Source organism: Bradyrhizobium sp. (assembly GCF_016462955.1).
Taxonomy (GTDB): Bacteria; Pseudomonadota; Alphaproteobacteria; order Rhizobiales; family Xanthobacteraceae; genus Bradyrhizobium.
Genome location: NZ_JAEMSD010000230.1, coordinates 1 through 273 on the forward strand (window position 1 = coordinate 1; position 273 = coordinate 273).

Annotated in this window: 1 pseudogene; it reads right to left on the reverse strand. The window is 64.5% G+C overall.

Annotation, left to right across the window (positions count from 1 at the left end):
* Positions 1–273 (reverse strand): annotated as a pseudogene (locus JHD07_RS22045) (leucine--tRNA ligase); the annotation flags it as partial.

Here is a 273-nt window from a genome sequence, read left to right on the forward strand (position 1 = left end):
GACCGGGATAGGGCAGCCCCAATAGCGCTGGCGCGAAATGCCCCAGTCGCGCAGGCGGAAATTGACCTGGCGCTCGCCGACCGGCGCATTGCCGCGCAGTTCACTTTCCAGCCGCTTCGCCACCTCGTCCTTGGCCTGATCGATCGTCATGCCGTCGAGGAAGCGCGAATTGATCATACGCCCGTCACCGTCATAGGCGGTGTCGGTGATCGTGAAGCTCGCGGGATCCTGCCCCACGTGGCAGACCACGGGCGTGTTGCCGAGCCCGTATTT